Genomic DNA, 17,468 nt, shown 5'->3' on the forward strand with positions numbered 1-17,468 from the left:
CAAGGAGATGAGCGAGTGCTCATGCGGGCAAGTCGCAGCGCCGAGCCTGGAGTAGCTCAACTAAGGCTGGAAATCCGCCTTAGTTGAGCTGGCAGAGGCGGGGAGGCGAGCGATAAGGTGGATAAAGCGCCTTAGCGGGCGTAGCGGTGGGCGTGCGTGCCGAGCAAAGCACTGCGCCGAGCCCATGCAAAGTCACGCCGCAAGAAAGCGCCAGCCCATGCAAAGCCAGGATGAGAGCGATAGCATGCCGCAAGCACGCGACGCAGGCCATGCCGCAAGAAAGCGCCAAGGCCTGCGGCATGTGCTTGCACGGGCAAAACAAAGCCCGCCGCCCATTTCAGTATGTGCGCTGCTTTAGGACTTGCGTCCTGTTGATCGGACGATAAGTTTTACGATCTCCACGATTGGAATGATCGCAATTGCACAAGCAACAACGATCAGCCATTGCTCCCCGTTAAGCGGCACAACATCAAACAGCTCATTCATAAATGGCAGCAAAATGACGAGTACAACTAGCAAGCCAGATATAACAGCGGCGCCATTTAAATAGTTGTTGCTAAAAAAGCCTATCGTAAACAGCGACTTTCGATTAGAGCGCACGTTAAAGGAGTGTGTCAGTTGAATTAAGCCTAGTGTGGCAAAAGCCATCGTCACCGCGATATCTTCAGCGTAGTGTGTATGGCCCCAGTAATAGGCAAACAAAGTCAAGGCGGCCTCCATTATACCTTGATAAATAATTCCACTGCCAACGCCATCTGCAAAAACACTCTCAGATGATTTGCGCGGCGGCTGTTTCATTATATCGGCTTCGGCTTTTTCCAATCCAAGTGCTAGTGCCGGCAATGTATCTGTCACAAGATTAATCCACAAAATGTGGATCGGAAACAAAATTTTCCAATTTAGCATAGTAGCGATAAACAAAGTAATCACTTCGCCCAAATTGGCAGATAGCAGAAACTGAATCGTTTTGCGGATGTTGCTGTATACCTTACGTCCCTCTTCAACAGCGACTACAATTGTCGAGAAATTATCATCCGCAAGCACCATGTCGGATACACCCTTGGATACGTCCGTGCCTGTGATCCCCATGCCAACTCCGATATCAGATGTTTTTAAGGCGGGGGCATCGTTGACACCATCACCTGTCATCGCGACTATTTTGCCACGCTTCTTCCATGCCTGCACAATTCGAACTTTATGCTCCGGAGACACCCTCGCATATACTGAATACTCCGTTACCTTCTGTTCAAAGTCTTTGTCGCTAATTTTGTTTAATTCGCTGCCTGTCAATACACCGCCATCATCTTGGATAATGTTAAGTTCCTTGGCTATTGCAGCAGCCGTATCCCGATGATCGCCTGTAATCATAACTGGACGAATACCCGCAGCTTTGCACACGCGCACGGCTTCCTTTACTTCCTCTCGCGGTGGATCGATCATGCCGACGAGACCGATAAATACGAGATCGCGTTCAACCGCATCAGGTGTCAACTGTTCAGGCAGAGACGCGCTGTCGCGATACGCAAGGGCCAGCACCCGCAGCGCTTTGTCTGCCAGCTTCTTGTTGGCATCAGCAACCGCTGCTCGATGGGCGTCTGACATCGGCTCGATGCTGCCGTCACGTAACAGGCTGCTGCATCTCTCAAGCAGCACGTCGGGTGCACCTTTTGTCATGATTCGGTATGGTTGTGCATGATCTGCTGTCATATCGTGTATCGTTGTCATCAGTTTCCGGTCTGAATCAAACGGCAGCTCCGCCCGCCGTGGATAACGGTTTTCGGCCTCACGCTTGTCAAAACGCTGCTTTAATGCAAAGTCGACCAGCGCTGTTTCAGTTGGATCGCCAATAAAGCCAATTCCGTCTGGTCCATCGCCGCTTGTTATTTTTGAATCATTACAGAGTGTCATGACTTGCAGAAATGCCTCATGTCCAGCAAGTTGCTGCACGGGCTCTTGAGAAGATTGCATTATGGCCCCGACATAAGCTTGCAGTACAGTCATTTTGTTCTGAGTCAGTGTACCTGTCTTGTCAGAACAAATAATTTCGGTGCTTCCAAGTGTCTCAACAGCAGGCAGCTTGCGAATGATGGCTTTACGTTTAGCCATTTTCTGTACGCCGAGTGCCAAAATAATAGTCACAATAGCAGGCAATCCTTCCGGAATAGCCGCTACTGCAAGCGAGATAGAGGTAAGCAGCATATCTAACAACTCTCGCCCCTGCATGTAACCAACTACAAAGATGATAACAGCTACTGCGACGATAATAATGGTAAAATATTTACCCAATTCATTAAGCTTCTTTTGGAGCGGTGTAACTTCGTCTTCTTCTTGCGAAATAAAACCCGCAATTTTACCAACCTCGGTATTGGCGCCTGTACCAATGACAACTCCTACGCCACGCCCGTAGGCAACGTTGCTGCTCATATAGGCCATGTTTTTGCGATCACCGATGACCACATCGGCTTTATCCAATGGATGAACATCTTTCTCTACCGGGACAGACTCGCCAGTTAAGGCAGCTTCTTCAATCTTCAAAGAAGCAGACTCCAAAATGCGGATATCTGCCGGTATAACGTTGCCAGCTTCAAGTAGAACGATATCCCCAGGAACAAGCTCTTCCGCTCGAACCGTGATCGTCTCACCACCTCGACGCACCTGGGCATTAGGGGAAGACATTTGCTTTAACGCGGCAAGTGCTTGCTCTGCTTTGTTCTCTTGAATGACCCCAAGTACGGCATTCAACACGACAACAAACAAAATAATAAAGGCGTCCGTCCATTCTCCTAAAATGCCAGAAATTAAAGCAGCAGCCAGTAATATAATGATCATTACATCTTTAAACTGGGCTAACAGCTTGGCGACTATGGACTTGCCTTGTTGCTCCTGCAAAGCGTTTTTGCCATACTTGTTTAGTCTGTTGGCGGCCTCAACTGTAGATAACCCTTGCTCACTGCTCCCTAGATGATGAAGCGTGTCGGATGCACTCCACGTATGATAAGGTTGAATGGTTTGACCTTGTTGTTCGTGAGATTGTTTATTTTCCAATGCTGTCATCTCCTATTCACATTTATTTTTAGTGTAGATTGGTCAGATTATGTATGGGCGACAATATGAGCACTTATAGACATCATATCCCAATTAGGCAGTTGCAAGCTGTGCATTAATACGTGAACCTCATGTTGATGCGCATGACGACTCATAGCAAGTGATGGCAGGTGCGGGATGCGCTGTATTTTATGCGAAGACGCCTTTTTTATGACAACGATCTAGTCCAAGTCCTACTTATCCAATAAAGATATATCCAATTTTAATAAACATTGTCAGGTAGATAGGGAGGAGCTAATCTGTACAGACTGAGCCTATATGTAAGTGAAAAAGGGAATGGGGGCAAAGAGGAGAAGAAGAGTTTTTAAATGGGAATATATTTTTTAAGAGTGCTCAATAGGTTTAGTAACCTTCTGAATTTGAAAGACACTACATATTATATTTAAGGAATAGATACGGGAAGTGACATATTGGAAAGTGAGAAAAAAAGGGGTTTGGCGTTCATCATTATTAAAATAATTGTTATTAAGAAGGACGTAGTTATAAATTGTGTGCATTTCGTAACTTGAATAGTTGGGCAAGCATGATATAATTTCTATGCAATCGTTTGCACAGTTGGGTTGATTCATATCCATTACTAGCGTCATAAGATGCACAAATGTTGTATTACGCATACGCATCAACCAATCGTGACATATGTATGCACAAACGGTGTAGTTCGTTTGCCCAGGCACGAGAAGTTACAGGGCTTAAATGACGGCCCGCCTGAGTTGGACGGACAGTTTCTTTTAAACGTTGATCGTGATTCGGATTTAAAAAGTGTGAAGTGAACAGCAGCAAACAGCAGCAAACAGCAGCAAACAGTAGAAAACAGTAGAAAACAGCAGCAAACAGCAGCTATCCCGGCAACGCGGTGGACCAACACAGAGTGGGAGAAGGAGTGGAGAACGATGAAGCAGGCATTTTGGAAAGAAGCAGTTGTGTATCAGATTTATCCACGCAGCTTTAAGGACAGTAACGGTGACGGCATTGGTGATATTCCAGGTATTGTTTCAAAGTTGGACTATTTGCAGGAACTGGGTGTCGATGTAATTTGGCTGTCTCCGGTCTACCGTTCACCAAATGATGATAACGGTTACGATATTAGTGATTACCGGAATATTCATGAAGAGTTTGGAACATTAGTAGATTGGGAAGCGCTTACGGATGGCCTCCATAAACGAGGAATGAAGTTAGTGATGGACCTGGTCGTTAATCATACGTCAGATGAACATGCTTGGTTTGAGGCATCACGGGAAACGAAGGATAGTCCTTACAGAGAATATTACTATTGGCGTGAAGGTAAGGACGGTCAGGAGCCAAATAACTGGACTTCCGTATTTAGCGGTTCTGCCTGGGAATATGACGAGAAGACGGATGCCTATTTCTTGCATTTATTCTCCAAAAAACAACCAGACCTTAACTGGGAGAGTCCAAAAGTTCGCCGTGAAGTATATGAGATGATGCGGTGGTGGCTTGAGAAAGGCGTAGATGGATTCCGCATGGATGTCATTAACTTTATTTCGAAGACACCGGAACTTCCAAGTGTCGGAGAAGATCGTTATGCATGGGGCGGCGAACATTTCATGAACGGGCCGAAATTGATGGATTACTTGCTTGAGATGAAACGAGAAGTGCTTGATCACTACGAGGTCATGACTGTAGGAGAAATGCCCGGTGTTAACGCAGATCAGGCCGTAGAGATTACAGATGAAGAGCACGGTGCGCTTAACATGGTATTTCAATTTGAGCATGTCGATATCGGATCCGGTCCAGGGGGCAAGTTTGATTTGAAGCCGTGGACGCTGCATGAACTACGGGGCATCTTGCACAAGTGGCAGATTGGATTGGCGGACAAAGGGTGGAACAGCCTTTATTTGAACAATCATGATCAACCCCGCATGGTGTCGCGCTTCGGTGATGCTGGCGAGTATCGTGTCCTGTCTGCCAAAATGCTGGCCACACTTCTGCATACATTAAAAGGAACGCCTTACATTTATCAAGGTGAAGAATTAGGAATGACAAATGTGAGCTTTGAGCGTATTGACCAATATAAGGACATTGAAACGTTAAACATGTATCGGGAAGCGACTGAACTGCATGGCAAAGATCCGGCGGATGTGCTGCGTTCGATCCATGTAAAAGGTCGGGATAATGCACGTACACCTATGCAGTGGGATGCTTCAGCACATGGAGGGTTTACAACTGGATCGCCTTGGCTGGAAGTTAACCCTAATTATACAGACATTAATGCGGAACTTGCGTTACAGGACACAAACTCCATTTTTTATTATTATAAAGAGCTCATTCGACTTCGTAAGCAGCATCCGATTATGGTATATGGAGCGTATAAACTGTATCTTGAAAATGATGACCATGTCTATGCCTATTCCCGCTCATGGCAAGGCAAGGAGTGGGCAATTGTGCTTAACTTTGCACGCCATGAAGTACCGTTTAGTTGTCCGGATCATTGGCAAGGCCGCAGCTTTACCCGTATGACAGGGAACTATGCTGACCTACAGGTCAGCAAAATGCAGGATTGCAGTCTTCGTCCATTTGAAGCATTAGTGCTAGAGCTAGACTCGTAATCACTTGAAATAAGCTGCTGCTAACCAGACAGTTTGATGGCTGTACATTAAAACAGCACCTTGCGTCTCGACAGACGGCTAAGCAGTAGCCGAACTGTGGCCCGTAAGATGGACACTTTGAAAAAGTGCCCTCTTGCGGGTCATTTTAGTATGCTGCTTATAAAAAGTTTCATTTAGTCGTCAAGCAACAACCCAAGTGGTAGGAATGCCATGTGCCGTCCAGTTTGTGGGCATGCGGTCGCTGCTGATCACCGTGCTGACATGTGCAAGCGGGCAGATGTTGTAAAATTGAGACTTGTCGAGCTTGGTATGATCGGCGAGCACAAATACTTGCTCTGCATTGGCAGACATGACGGAGGAGCATAACGCTTCTTCCATTTCGTAGTCGCTCACAGTAGTTGCTGTAATGCCGCCACAGGAAAGGAACGCCTTGTCAAAGCGGAAATTTGAAAGCATTTCATACGTCAGTGCACCGGTGACGGATTTCTGGGCAGGCTGGGTTGTACCACCTAGCATAATAACTCGACCGTCGAACAAACGTGCCTCGAGTGCTTCCATCAATACGTTGGCGGCGGCAAGCGAGTTGGTTACAACGGTGACCCGCACGACTCCTCTAATGGCGCGGGCAAGCTCAAGTGTAGTGGTGCCAACATCTAGTACGATTGTATCACCGTCCTGGATGTAAGAAGCGGCTTTGCTGCCAATCGCGATTTTAGCTTCACGCATCATGTTTTGCTTTTTCTCAAAGCGTGGCTCTGCTTTGGCATGCGTGAAGCCGATAGCACCACCGTACACTCGTTTTAGAAGTTGTTGTCCCTCTAAATCAGCTAAATCTCTGCGGATCGTCTCTGGGGCCACTTGCAAAGTGTTGGCCGTAGTTACGACACCTATTTTGCCATGCCGCTGAATTTCCTCCAGTATAAATTGCTTGCGTTCTTCAGGCAGCATCGTCATAAAGCGGAATCACATCCTTCGGATCAATATACCAAGTTTTGGTTTCTCCAATGATGGTGTGTTCAAATGTGCGATGCAGATGATCAGCATAGAGACGGCAGCCCTCTGTAATGAATTCGCAGCGTGTTATGTTGCCTAGCATGGAAAGGTGATCGACCTTGCCTGTTAGGGGGATACCTTGTTCAAATGGCTGTTCACTCAGTGTTTCTGGTCGAATGGCATACAAGGAAGCCGTGGATTCCATAAGTTTATCTACGTTAGCCAAGGTTGGCATCATCCGACTTAGCTCATCACGAGAGACGACATTGTAATTGCCGATAAATTTTGCAACAAATGGACTCCGTGGTTTAGTATAAATGTCGTGTGGTGTGCCGGCTTGCTCAATCCGACCGCCGTTCATCAAATAAATACGGTCGCTGATCGACATCGCTTCTTCTTGATCGTGCGTGACGAGTACGGTTGTCATATTTAGGCGACGTTGAATATCACGCAGCTGTTTACGCAGATGTTTGCGGATTTGAGCATCTAGCGCGCTTAGCGGCTCATCCAGCAGCAGGAGCTTAGGCTTAGTCACCAACGAACGTGCGAGCGCAACACGCTGCTGCTGTCCGCCAGACAGCTCGCGTGGAAATGCCTTTTCTTTGCCCTGAAGGCCGACAAGCTCAATCATGGCAGCGACTTCTCGTTCCATTTGCTTTGATTCAAGTCGATTCATTTTGAGTCCGAACGCAATGTTGTCCGTAACCGTCAAATTCGGAAATAAGGCGTACGATTGGAAAACCATACCTACTTGTCGATCGCGTGGAGCAGTATGAGTGACTTCTTTGCCATCTATATAGAGCTTGCCGCTGTCTTGCGTCGTTAGACCTGCAATAATACGCAGCAACGTACTTTTTCCACATCCGCTTGGGCCTAGCAAAGTAACAAATTCGCCTTGCTCGAAGCTCAAGTCGAGGTGATGAAGTACAGCTTGTTTGCCAAATGATTTGGAGCATTGTTCAATGGTTACGTATGTCATTGGGATTCCCCCTTTTGTTGTGATTGCCCGATGGCACCAAGCTTCATCAATAGACCGCTAATGATTGCCATAATGAGGAAATAGGACACGACAAGTGCGCTTGCGATATGACCGCTGCGGTTTAAGACACCGAAGAGGTATATTTGCAAGGTTTCAAACTTGCCGCCCACTAAGATGTTGATCAGGACAAATTCACCAAACAGCATCGAAAAAGAAAGCAGTCCAGATACAAGAATGCCAGGCATAATGTTTGGCACGATAATACGAAGAAATGCATGCCAGCGGCTTGCGCCAAGTAATGCAGCAGCTTCCATTAAAGAGGCGGCATTCACAGTACGAAGGCTGTTGCGTGTACCTTGGTATATAAACGGAAGCATGCCAACTACATAAGCGCCGCCAACTACGAGCAGCATAGAGATTCCTTTACCTGCATAAGCGCGAATTAACCCGACTGCCATAATAACACCTGGCAGAGCATAGGTGGTCATGACCAGAGCCTGTACATATCGTTCTAATCGTGGCGCATACACTACGATTGCAAATATGGCGGGAACTGTCACTATCAAGGAGACAATAGTAGCGCCTGCACTTAGGATCAGGGAGCGACCAAAGGAGCTTAGGAAGCGCAAATCTTGAAATAGGGTCGCAAACCACTGCAAAGTTAATCCTTCTGGCAATATCGTCTTATTCCATTCTGTAGCAAACGAATACAATACTGTTGCAAGTAGAGGCAGGAGCAAGTATAGGCCACAAATGAGCAGCACCAGATGGTAAAAATGAAAACGACGCCATTTATTTAGCACATGCTTGTTCGCATGATTCGTTGTATTTGTCATTGCAGATCCCTCCGAATTCGGCGCGTGAGCCACTCGTTAAGGAGCAGCGCTGCAACTAACGTAAGCCCAAGCAAAGTTGCCAATGCACTGCCCAGTTCTGGCCGTGCAAACACATCACCTGATACTAAGCCGCTAATGCGGATTGGCAGCAAGTTGTACGTGCTTCCCGTCAGTGCGTAAGCAGTGGCGTACGCTCCCATGGCGTTGGCGAACATAATGCTAAATGTCCCCGCAATGCTTGGCAGCAGCACTGGAATACCTACACGGAGCCAAAATTGAAAGGGGGAGGCGCCAAGCAAGGAGGCTGATTCCTTCCAGCTTTCTTGAATGCCGTGATAGATCGGAAATAGCAGCAGAACACCTAATGGTAATTGGAAATAAATATAAATAACGGTCAATCCGCTCCAAGAAAATAAATGAAACGAATCCATCAAATTAATACCGAAATGCTGAAGCAGGATTGTAAATAAGCCGCTATTTCCTAGCAGGACGATAAAGGCAAATGCGAGCGGGATTCCTGCGAAATTCGACGTTAGGTTAGTAAATACTAAGATGCGACGCTGCCATTTTACCGGAAAACGAGTAACTCCATATGCAGCAAACACGGACAAAATGATGCCCATTGTGGCAGACCAAACTGAAATGAGCACACTGTTCTTGAAGGCCTGATGATAGAACGGATTGCTAAAAATCTCCTTGTAGTGCGCCAATGTCCAACCGGTGCCACCTTCCCCTTGAAAGCTGCCCATAACCATAAACAGCAGCGGCACAAGCATAAATAAAACGATAAAGCAGCAGAAGGGAATTAGTGTGGTTACCAGCAGTCCATTCCACTTTCTCATAGCTGACACTCCTTTGTTATTGAATAGACAATGTACGACAAACCACACTTATTTCCGAGGAAATAACAAGTGCCCCCGTTACACGGAAGGCACAGGCTCTGCTTGTAATATAGTGAGTGGCAGCATGGCGTTGGAAGCACGTATATTTAGCAAATGGCAAGCAAGCGGTGCTATTTGCAGTTGAGATACTACATCTTCATATACACCTGGCTGAACTTTGTTGCTAATCACATACAACGGAACATCACGCTCATCGTCTGTCGTACCGTTATGCATGCCATCATCATTCATACCATGATCGGCTGTGACGATAATTTGGTAACCGAGTGATGTCCAATAGGGCAATGCATAAGCTAGCAGCATATCGGCTGCTATCGCTCGATTCCGGTAAGCTGCGGAATTGCCGGAATGCTTATGACCTTCATCGTCAATGTTCATCGTATGAACGTACAAGAAATCAGGCTTAGCAGTCTGTAAAAGATGCCCAGCATCTGCAAATAGATGCGAGTCAGGATAATGATCCTCCCAATAAAAAATCCCGTTCTGGATTGGAAGATCTGTGTTCCATTGATAGCGGTCTGTCATAGGATTAAACGGTGCTTTGTTATACAGCTCACTGACCCAATGATAGGCGGCGGTGGCATTAGTTAAGCCATGCTGACGAGTGAGATGGAACAGACTCTGTTCATGAGACAATCTGACGGAATGGTTTGTTGTAATGCCATGTCGGTAGACAGGTGTGCCCGTGAGCAGCACTTCATAAAGTGGTCGAGACAGACTCGGCAGCTCGGATTTAACTTTAAATCGGGCCGCTAAGCCGTGTTCAACAAGATGATGCATGTAGCCCATTTGCTGGACGGCTGTGCTATATTTCAGGCCGTCCAGCATAATAAAGATCAGGTGATGGGTCTGCAACTTATTTAACATGAATAAGTACCTGCTCCTGCCATAGCTGAGGAAGCTGCTTAGTGGTTGCTTCCCATGCTTTCATATCTTTGACGGGGCGCACATTTTGGTACATTTCGTTTGGCAGAAGTTTGTTTTTGGCGTCATCTGGCAGCTTGGCATTCTCACGAATTGGTCGGGCGTAACCACGAGCCAGATTGGCTTGACCTTCGTCCGATAAAATATATTCACGAGCGAGCATTGCAGCATGTGGATGTTTAGCATATTTGTTAATTAGTGTGGTGTAACCACTTATGACAGAAGCTTCGGATGGGATGGTTACTTCAAAGCGGTTTTTATCGATTTGGTCCCGATAATTTAGGGCGTTGAAGTCCCACAGAATACCAACCTCAACCTCACCCTTTTCGAGATTAGCTACACTTGAATCTATAGGGTTAATACGTCCAGCCTTGGCCAGTTCTGCAAAGAAATCGATGCCAGGCTGGATGTTTTTCTCATCTCCACCGTTAGCAAAAGCTGCTGCAAGGACGGCGAATTGAGCCTGGTTGGCTTTCATGACGTCACCGACAGACACTTTATAAGCGCCACTTTTTAGGTCTGCCCAAGACTTTGGAGGTGTGGTAACTTTATTTTTATCGGTAATAAATGCAAGGGAGCCCGTGTAGCCAAGTAGCCAGTGGCCGTCTTCGTCTTTAGCCCAAGCGGGAATATCGTTCCAATAGGACGTTTTGTAAGGGAGCGTTAATCCTTTTTCCTTGGCTAAAGGACCAAACGCAATCCCAACATCTCCGATGTCGGCTGTAGCATCATCTTTTTCTGATTCGAACTTTGCAAGTTCTTCCGCACTCGACATGTCCGTATCGATATGCTTCAAACCGTATTTCTTGTTCAAATCGTTCCATGTTTGGACCCAGTTTGCCCACGTATCAGGCATTCCGACAGAATTCACTTCACCTTCGTTTTTTGCCTTCTCCGTGATCTGTTCTAACGTAAGTTTGGATGGATCCAGACTTTCGCTGCTACTGGAACCGTTGGTGCATCCTGTCAATAGCATGATCGAGACGAGCAATACAGTGGAACAACGAATGATAAATGCGTTTTTCATGTGTGGACTCCTTTGATTTAAGATGTTTGGTTGTGTTGCTTTGTGAGGCATACATCTTGTCTTTACGTTCACAATCGTAAATCATCAAAGTTAAACGGGTGTCATCTGGGCATAAAGGGTTTGTAAACATATCTGTTGTAAGCGTTTTCTATACATGTATGAGCATTGGATCTAAATATGACCAGACCGGACAGTAGCTCACCTAAAAACAAAGAGCATACAAGCTGTGCCGCAGTTTGAGCAATAGTTAGTAACAGTAGCAGTTAAATAATTTATGTATATTGTAAAATTTGTTTGGAAATATAGGCAGTTAAAGGGGGAGTTATGTATGTGGAGGGAGCTTGGTCCAGTTGCACTCCAAAAAAGCGGACTGCCGTCAGGCAATCCGCATCGCATTGTTTCTTATCGCATCGTGTGTAATACCGAATCGAGTCGACATGTAGATGTAGATAATTATATACATAGATAGTTACTCATTAATTATATTGATTAGTGATCATAGGCAGATACTTTTAGCGCCATAACACGATCAGGAGTTTGGCGTGGTTGTAATTGTAACGTGACAGGCTGCATATGCGAGCGTGATGCTTCTTTGATGAGCAGCTGCTGGGCATGTATACGCAGCTGTGGCTTCGTTTTTGGTTTTACATAGCTGCCATCGGGCTGCAAGTACCGGCTTTTGACGTTATCTTTCATATATAAGGACAAAATGTCCCTAATACGTTGCTTTAATTCAGGAACCTCAATAGGAAACATGGCTTCTACACGTCGGTCCAGATTACGCGGCATCCAATCTGCGCTGCTCAGGAAGGTCAGCTCTTTTCCGCCATGTTGGAAATAAAAGATACGTGTGTGCTCCAGAAAGCGACCAACAATACTTTTGACTGTAATGTTCTCACTCAGGCCCTTGACGCCAGGGCGCAGACAGCATACTCCACGCACAATAAGATCTATACGTACTCCCGCTTTAGACGCTTTGTAAAGCAGGTGAATTAATTTAACATCAACTAGTGCGTTCATTTTTAATAAGATTCGGCCAGTACCGCCTTTTTTGACACTGTCGATTTCATATTCAATTAATTGCTCCAACCGTTTGCGTAAAAACAAAGGGGCAATGGTGCACTTGTTCAAACTAGAAGGGACGGAGTAGCCGGACAACATATTAAAGATGGTGGAGGCGTCACTTCCAATCTGGGCGTTTACGGTAAGCAATCCCATATCTGTATAGAAGTTAGCTGTCACGTCGTTATAATTGCCCGTGCCGAGATGGACATAGCGGCGAATGCCCTGTTCTTCGCGGCGGACGATTAGCAGCATCTTCAGATGTGTCTTTAAGCCAACAAGGCCGTAAATGACATGACAGCCAGCCTGCTCAAGCCGTTTTGCCCAATGAATATTGTTCTCTTCATCGAATCGTGCCTTAATCTCTACCAATACAGTGACTTGCTTTTTGTTCTCAGCTGCTTCAATCAAAGCTTGAATGATAGGTGAATTGCCAGAAACGCGATAAAGAGTTTGCTTAATAGCAAGTACATCGGGGTCTTTAGCGGCCCGACGGATAAGATTAACTACAACACCAAAGCTGTCGAACGGATGATGAAGCAGCCGATCCTGTTCCCGAATCCAATCCAGCAGGTCAACTTCCCGATCATGTGGCATAGTTGGCTGGAAGGGGGCATCATGCAGATGGTCATACCCTGTCAGCTGCGTAATCTTATTCATAAAAGTAAGGTCAAGTGGACCGTCCACATAATTGATGCCAGCGTCGGGATCGTCTTCGCCATCTTGCGTAATCATGCGGATCATCTCTTTACTTGTGTCAGCTTCTACCTCAAGTCTGATCACGTTTCCCCATCTTCTCATTTTCAATGATTGCTCAATCTCTTTCAGGAGATCTTCAGCACCATCCTCGTCGATATCAAGATCTGCGTTTCGTGTAATGCGGTAAGCTTTAATTTCGGTTATATCATAACCGCTGAATAGCACATCCATATGCATTTTCATCACATCTTCAAGCAGCACAAATTCCCGCCCTTGGCCATGCGAAGGAAGCTCTACTAGTCGTGATAGCACCTCAGGGACAGCTACGGTAGCAAATACGATTTCTCCATCTTCGGGATCTTTCACGCGCAGGCCAAGATTCAGGCTCTTGTTCTGAATAACAGGAAATGGCCTGCTCTGATCGACGACCATAGGGGTTAAGACAGGAAAAATATGCTCTGTGAAATAACTTTTTAGAAACTGTTTCTCAGGCAAGCTTAAACGGTGTGCTTTCTTCAGGTGCAAGCCTGACGCACGGAGCTTGGTGCGTAGATGTTCATACAGCTTGTATTGGTCAGCTGCGATCTGCTGCCCAATTTGCTCGATGCCTCGTAGTGTCTCCTGTGGCGTTGAGCCGGAATGATCTTCTTTATGGTAATCGGCTAATATTTGATCAACAACGGACGCTGCGCGCACCATAAAAAATTCATCTACATTGGAGCAGCTAATCGCCAGAAACTTACACCTTTCCATTAATGGATTTGACTTGTCATAGCCTTCTTCCAACACGCGGCGATGGAAGGCGAGCAAGCTCCATTCTCTATTAATTAGTGTTTTGCGCATCATATCACTCCTTATCGGACGTTAAGGTTTTAGACGGATCGGGTACCCGCTTATTTGCTCAAAGGAGGGGCTTTCTTGCATAAATGCCCAAGTCTCCAATTCAAGGCTTCCTTCGTAGAGAGGCTTTACTTGCAAATATTCTCCATGCTGCCAAGTGATCTTAATGTCCTGCACTTTCTGCCTATGAGAACAATCCAAAGCATCCGCCAATTTAAGCAAGGAAGTAAGACGAGCCAATGCGATGTTCTCTTCTGTGGATAGCTCCGGTCGAATAGGCACCATCGTGCCACGAGGATGATACAGTGCGATGCTCGCAATGATCTCTTTCTGCTTGTCCGTTATCCCTAACATATCCATCGATTTCAGCATGTGGTAGGAGTTAGCTGCATGCCCTTCTTGTGAAATGTGCTTGCCAATATCGTGTAAAATAGCAGCCAACTGGAGGCATAATTCGTATGATGCATCTAAGTGAAACGAAGCGTTGCACTTGTGCAGGAGCTTCGTGGCTAGTTCTTTGACTTTTAAAGAGTGAGCAATATCAAGTTGGTAGCGCTCAGCTGTATGAAGCGCTGTCGCCATCATATCTTGGACATACGTGTCGCTCAGCGTACTATTAGACCATTCTGCTGCAAGCTGATGCAGCACGCCATGTCGCAGTGACAGGTCAGGAATCAAAACATGCTCCGCAGTTGTTGCTTTCCATAACTCAGCCATAATAATACTGGTTGGAATCATTTGGTCCGCACGCTCTTCGTCCAGCTGAAATTTGTGGGCAAGCTTAAAGGTGCCAGATTGGATAATATCGCGGTGATACCGACTAAACACGTCGGTACTCATGCCACGGACGCCAAGGACTAGCTCATGTGTACGTTGAACGAAGGAGGCCGTTTCTCCGCCTAACACAAGGTAATGGGGGAGATTGTAGGCATGTATCCGCTCAAGGAGCATGCCGAGCTGACTTTCGATGTATTGTTGTAATACTTCCGTATATTGAAGCGATTCACCGCGCAGGGAATCCAGAATCTCCTTTAACTTGAGGGTACCGATTTTAACGTGGTCAGAGAAACGGAGCTTACCGTCAGCAAAGACGCTCATTTGCACACCGGCACTTCCAATCTCAACCATAAGCAAGCCTTCTGCTCGTAGGGTTGGCATGGCTGTTAAGCCATAATTTAAAGATTGATAGGTCAAAAATCGTTCCACTGAACGATCGATGAGCTCTACGTCCATCTGTGTGGCCTGACGGACATGTTCCAAAAAATATAAGCTGTTGCTGGCTTCTCTAACTCCACTGGTGGCATAAGCACGATAATGTCTTACACCGTAATCTTTCATTAATTGTGACATATGCTTGAGAGAGCGACACACGCTGAACATGGCTTCTGGTCGGATTCGCCCATTCGTAAAGGTGTCATCGCCAATTGGAGAGTCTAGTCTAACGTCCTCAAGCACTCGAAGCTGCCCAGGGCCTTCTATTTCTGCAATGAGCATCTTGATGGCATTAGATCCAATATCAATTGCTGCGGCTATTTTAGGTTGGCTCATCTGCACATCTCCTTAACAATCTCTTGACTGCACGAAAAATACCGAAAAATATCGCATTCTATGAGATATTCGGCTTATACGTCTTTAAATGTAGATTAATGCATCTATCCTATGCAGGTCATAGATTTACAAATACTTAATATTATTTAACAAATCATATTGAATGTATGGAACGTACAGCTGGATGCAGAGGCGGGGAGCCGTTCGAACTTTTGGAAACTACGCGGTTACGGTTACACAGTGCATTTGATTTTCAGGCTTATATATAAAGAAAATGTAAATAAATAGATCTTGTAATGGTCATTTGATGAAATACATGATTAAATGGTTCGTAACGCAGCAGGGACTGTACAAGGATCGTAGATCGTAAGTTTATTAGTGTCAGGAGTGAGGGGATATGGCAAATTCGCAGTTGACCCAAGGGAGTCAGCCGCTTCGACATATCGGCATCGTAGATGTTGGTTCGAATTCGGTTCGCTTTATGTTAGCCGAGGTTCATTCGGATTTATCTTTTCAAGTGGTAGATCAATGGAAGGAAGTGCTTCGACTCGGAGATGAGTATAATGAGTTTGGAGCTATTCCCGTGCATAAATGTGATCAATTAATTTCAACGCTGCTCTTATTTAAACGTCTAGGCGAAAGTTATTTGAACTGTGAAATAAGAGCTGTTGCAACAGCTGCACTGCGTAAAGCAACCAACCAGGAACTCATTTTACACCGTATCCAAGAAGAAACGGGCATCCAGCTAAATATCATTAGCGGTGAAGCGGAAGCTTATTTAGACTATTTAGCTGTCGTATCCACCATGAACGTCAAGGATGCGCTTATGCTTGATATTGGAGGCGGCTCACTCGAATTGGTATGGATTGAGAATCGGGAGCTGAGAGAAAGCATTAGCTTGCCCGTAGGCGCGCTGACACTTGCAGGGGAATTTAAAGTTAGAGATCAGTTGTCCGCGGATGAAGAAGAGAAGCTGACTGCTGCCTCGCTGCAATGGCTTGAACAGGTTCCTTGGATAGAGCACACAAAGGGACTTCCACTAATTGGTGTCGGGGGTACGATGCGGACGATCGCCAAGATGGATAAGGCTGAGCGCCGATATCCATTTGACTCGCTGCATCATTACGAGGTTGGATCTGACGACGTACTGAGCTGGCATGAACGACTAAAGGGAATGTGTCTTGTTCAAAAAGAGGCTGTACCTGGATTGGCAAAGGATCGGGCAGACATCATAATGGGGTCATTTACGCTTGTATCAGTGTGGGTACGTGCCCTACAGATTCCGAGGCTGCTCGTTAGTGCCAAGGGAGTCAGAGATGGCGCGTTGTTTGAAGTGCTGCGTGAAGAGGGCTTTAGCATCGACGAGCCGTTGATGTTCTCGGTGCACAATTTGATGCATCGACTGCATTTAAATGAGCGCCATGCTTATCAAGTGGATAAATTAATGGAGATGTTGTTTGATCAGCTACAGCCGCTGCATAATCTTGGACCGGAATGGAAACGAATTGTGAGAACGAGTGCGCTGCTGCACGACTCGGGCATTGCCATTCATCACTTGGAGCGGGAGCGCCATGCTTTCTATATGATTTTGAACGCAGATTTGTATGGTCTCACACCGAGAGAAGTCATTTTAAGCGGATTAATTGCTTCGTTGGATCGCAAGCAGAAGTTAAATGAATCATGGAAAGCTTATGACACGTTGCTGCTGCCTCAAGACAAGCAGGCAGTACGGGTGCTGGGGCTGCTTTTACGGTTGGCGGTGGGCTTTGATCGTATGCGGACGTCATCAGTGGAATCGATTCGCTGTGAAATACAGAAGCAGGATGTTGTGTTGCATGCACGGGCTGATGCGCCGCTGCTTCTGGAGGTATCGGAGGCGTATTCCTTGCGGACGAGCTTCCGCAAGTGGTTAAAACATGATTTGGTCATCGTAGCCGATGTCATACGGCGCGGCGATAAACGATAGAATGTTGCGGCAGAGCCAAG

The 17,468-nt window shown here is 46.2% G+C and carries 12 protein-coding genes; 2 read left to right on the top strand and 10 right to left on the bottom strand.

Translation table 11 applies throughout. The features are described 5' to 3' along the window. Positions 1–131 precede the first annotated feature (131 nt). Together H509_RS27855 and H509_RS0121855 are read right to left on the bottom strand one after the other, a co-directional pair. Positions 132–317 carry a hypothetical protein gene (locus H509_RS27855; protein ID WP_157277885.1) on the bottom strand — a complete coding sequence of 62 codons (186 nt, stop codon included), beginning with the start codon at positions 315–317 and terminating at the stop codon, positions 132–134. Between the two features lie 37 nt (positions 318–354). Further along, positions 355–3,006: a calcium-translocating P-type ATPase, SERCA-type gene (locus tag H509_RS0121855; protein WP_028546944.1), complete on the bottom strand. Its 2,652-nt coding sequence runs from the start codon at positions 3,004–3,006 to the stop codon at positions 355–357. A 989-nt stretch (positions 3,007–3,995) separates the two neighbouring features. Between H509_RS0121855 and H509_RS0121860 the strand changes: the two genes are divergently transcribed. Further along, the gene (locus H509_RS0121860; protein ID WP_028546945.1) at positions 3,996–5,672 is read left to right on the top strand and encodes a glycoside hydrolase family 13 protein; all 1,677 of its coding nucleotides are present in this window, start codon (positions 3,996–3,998) and stop codon (positions 5,670–5,672) included. Between the two features lie 180 nt (positions 5,673–5,852). Here H509_RS0121860 and H509_RS0121865 read toward each other — a convergent pair whose 3' ends face one another. The 8 genes from H509_RS0121865 to H509_RS0121905 form a co-directional block, all read right to left on the bottom strand. Beyond that, a complete protein-coding gene (locus tag H509_RS0121865) occupies positions 5,853–6,626 on the bottom strand; it encodes a DeoR/GlpR family DNA-binding transcription regulator (RefSeq protein ID WP_028546946.1) in 774 nt (257 codons plus the stop codon). Then, positions 6,610–7,644 (bottom strand): ABC transporter ATP-binding protein, encoded by a 1,035-nt coding sequence (locus H509_RS0121870; protein ID WP_028546947.1) that lies wholly within the window; start codon positions 7,642–7,644, stop codon positions 6,610–6,612. Before H509_RS0121870 ends, H509_RS0121865 begins: the two co-directional genes overlap by 17 nt. Further along, the gene (locus tag H509_RS0121875) at positions 7,641–8,480 is read right to left on the bottom strand and encodes an ABC transporter permease (RefSeq protein ID WP_084159337.1); all 840 of its coding nucleotides are present in this window, start codon (positions 8,478–8,480) and stop codon (positions 7,641–7,643) included. Before H509_RS0121875 ends, H509_RS0121870 begins: the two co-directional genes overlap by 4 nt. Continuing rightward, positions 8,477–9,322, bottom strand: coding sequence for an ABC transporter permease (locus tag H509_RS0121880; protein WP_028546949.1), 846 nt, complete (start codon positions 9,320–9,322; stop codon positions 8,477–8,479). The genes H509_RS0121875 and H509_RS0121880 overlap by 4 nt, the downstream gene beginning before the upstream one ends. A gap of 78 nt (positions 9,323–9,400) precedes the next feature. Next, positions 9,401–10,249, bottom strand: coding sequence for an alkaline phosphatase family protein (locus H509_RS0121885; RefSeq protein ID WP_051287515.1), 849 nt, complete (start codon positions 10,247–10,249; stop codon positions 9,401–9,403). Then, positions 10,239–11,282, bottom strand: a complete 1,044-nt coding sequence (locus H509_RS0121890) for an ABC transporter substrate-binding protein (RefSeq protein WP_425414255.1) — start codon at positions 11,280–11,282, stop codon at positions 10,239–10,241. Before H509_RS0121890 ends, H509_RS0121885 begins: the two co-directional genes overlap by 11 nt. 540 nt (positions 11,283–11,822) lie before the next feature. Beyond that, positions 11,823–13,937, bottom strand: a complete 2,115-nt coding sequence (ppk1, locus tag H509_RS0121900) for a polyphosphate kinase 1 (protein WP_028546952.1) — start codon at positions 13,935–13,937, stop codon at positions 11,823–11,825. Positions 13,938–13,958: 21 nt separating this feature from the next. Beyond that, positions 13,959–15,482, bottom strand: a complete 1,524-nt coding sequence (locus H509_RS0121905) for a Ppx/GppA phosphatase family protein (protein WP_028546953.1) — start codon at positions 15,480–15,482, stop codon at positions 13,959–13,961. A 397-nt stretch (positions 15,483–15,879) separates the two neighbouring features. Here H509_RS0121905 and H509_RS0121910 point away from each other — a divergent pair, with 397 nt between their 5' ends. After that, positions 15,880–17,448: a Ppx/GppA phosphatase family protein gene (locus H509_RS0121910; RefSeq protein ID WP_028546954.1), complete on the top strand. Its 1,569-nt coding sequence runs from the start codon at positions 15,880–15,882 to the stop codon at positions 17,446–17,448. The last annotated feature ends 20 nt before the right edge of the window (positions 17,449–17,468 follow it).

It is taken from the genome of Paenibacillus taiwanensis DSM 18679, assembly GCF_000425125.1.
In the GTDB taxonomy this organism is placed as follows: Bacteria; Bacillota; Bacilli; order Paenibacillales; family Paenibacillaceae; genus Paenibacillus_B; species Paenibacillus_B taiwanensis.